This is a genomic window from Bartonella refiksaydamii (assembly GCF_902652675.1).
Lineage (GTDB): Bacteria > Pseudomonadota > Alphaproteobacteria > Rhizobiales > Rhizobiaceae > Bartonella > Bartonella refiksaydamii.
The window spans coordinates 1-2512 of sequence record NZ_LR736347.1 but is presented as its reverse complement, the minus strand read 5'-3'; the positions used below and the strand labels follow the sequence as shown (position 1 = coordinate 2512).

1 protein-coding gene is annotated in these 2512 nt (G+C 38.5%); it reads left to right on the top strand.

Annotated elements, in window-relative coordinates; translation table 11 throughout:
• Window positions 1-810 precede the first annotated feature (810 nt).
• The coding region (locus GQO39_RS08265; protein WP_198039447.1) for a ShlB/FhaC/HecB family hemolysin secretion/activation protein at window positions 811-2512 on the top strand (1702 nt) is incomplete at its 3' end.

Below are 2512 nucleotides of genomic sequence, written 5' to 3'. Positions count from 1 at the left end.
TAGAGAGCGTAATGTCAGTGGTTTGGCATGAGATTGAAGCATTTTAAAATAAAACCCCACCGCTTTATAAGGGTTGATCTATGGGTGTCAAAAAACTCTAAATAAAACCTGCTAGATCTATTTAAAATAAATAGCAATAGTAAAATAAGAAAAGGATGCTAAAGGCCCCCAACCTGCTTAAAAATAAATTTTATAAAAGCTGCTTATCAACAGCCTATGATACAGATAAGATTAGCAAAGTAATGAAATTTATTGATCATTTCACGTGTTAATTAAGACAAATGCACTATGTGCATGAAAATATCATAATGAGTATTTTGAAGTGTTTTATGAAGCATTTTATAGATAGGTTTTGAAGGTACACCTCTCCTCAAAACCTATACTATGGGTTATATTTAAAGCTTGTAAGGCTAATAGAGATTGTTGTTAAAGCGTGTAAAATCTTAACATATTGAAATATAACGTTTTTATTTTTTACTGTTTTTTCTTTAAAATGGGAACCTTCAAAACTCAACTCCTATGGGGATAATAGTATTTCATGTTTTTAAGAGTAAAGAGGGGTTTTGAGAAGGTGAAAGGGGTTTTAAAGTCTTTGCTTGATAGGGGAGGAGAAGCGTTTAGTTGTATAGATATGGGGAAAAGATTTTTTATACTTGAGTGAGAACAAGATATTGTGCTATCGGCAGTTGTCTTTAAATATAAGGCATGTATTCTTGTGATAAAAGTTTAGACGAGAATGACTTATTAGTTTTGAATGGTCATTGCATTTTAATCTAGCTTTTTATTTGCTTTTAAAGCAATACTTACAAAATGCTGCAAAGTGGGGGGCAATCTGTATTGTTTTCTGTATTTTTACGCCAAAGTTCTCTTTTGAGAATATTTCTAGCTATATTTGGTATGTTTACTAGCATAACTGTTTATGCGCGCTCCTCAGCTATTTTTCATTCTCCAACAGATAATTTTGCACGTGAGCACACTGAGCAGCAAAGATTAAAAAGGATTGAGCATTTACGAGCTTTAACACCCAAAGGAATGGATACTTCTCTTGAAAGAGATAGAGGGGCGCATCTTGGCGGTGGACATTGCTTCAACATTGACCATATTATTGTTGATGGGGTTTATCATATAAAGAAGTACACTATAGCAAAAGTTACGGATTCTTATGTTGGAAGATGTGTAGGTCTTTCTGATATACAGACATTGATCAAACAGTTAACCAAAGTTTATCTGGATCAAGGCTATGTGACGGCGCGTTTTTATATTCCAGACCAAGATATCAAAAGTGGTAAAGAGCTGAAGTTAGTTGTTGTTGAGGGAAAGCTTTCAGATATTTACTATAATGGTTCACCGGCGTCTCGTTATAATCAGATTGTGTGGAATGCTTTTCCAGGGCTTAAAGGTCATGTTCTTAATATGCGCGATATTGAACAGGGACTTGACCAGATAAACAGGTTGGCTTCGGCGCATGCCCAAAGTGAACTCCTCCCAGGGGGTGAAGATGGCAGTACCATTGTTAATATTAGCAATCATCCTGATAAGACTTTTAGGGTTACGCTTACACATGACAATATGGGGCAAGCCTCCACGGGTTATGCGCGTTATGGTGGGGGTTTAAAACTAGAGAATATTTTAGGGCTGAATGATTTATGGGATTTTGGCTATCAACGCAGTGAGCAAGATTATTGGGGTGGAAGCAAACAAGAGGGACATAGCAATAATATTTCTGCGAGTGTGAGTATTCCTTACGGTTATTGGACATTTGCGTTAAATGGCACTGTTTATGATTATCAGAGCATTATTAAGGGCAACTTTACAGATATAGAAACAACAGGCAGTTCCAGTGAATTGCACGCCAGCACAAGCACAGTTGTACACCGTGATAGTGTTTCACTCACCACGCTGAATTTGGGTCTTTCCTATAAAAAGACCAACAATTACCTTCTTGGTAATAAGATAGAGGTTGGCAGTCGTCAATATAGCGTTGCCAATTTTGGGATTTCGCATTCCCGCCAGATGCTAGGTGGAACATGGACATTTGATGTCGGCTATTTGCAAGGGCTTCCCTTGTTTCATTCTGTCAAGAAGTATGATCCAGGGGCAGGGGATGCGGAGCCGCAATTTGCTAAATTTACCGGTATGATCAGTGCCATGACGCCTTTTAAGCTAGGGGGCTTGGACTTTATACTGAGCAATCTTTTGAGTGGGCAATATTCTCCACATAATTTATTGGGTGCTGAGCAGATTTCGTTGGGCGGCGCTTCTAATGTGCGTGGAACGCGCGAGAGTTTGCTTTTTGGCAATAACGGTTTTTTTATTCGTAATGATTTGTCTTTGCGTGCAATACCGTGGAGCAATAACGCTTCTCTGAAAAAAGTTTTTGGTGAACTACGTCCCTTTTTGGGTTTGGACTATGGGCGTGTTTTTTCGCAACCCTTGTATGGAATTACGCATGAACAGCTTGCCGGTTGGACAGCAGGGTTCAAGCTTGCGGGGGGTATAGTCTCCCTTGATG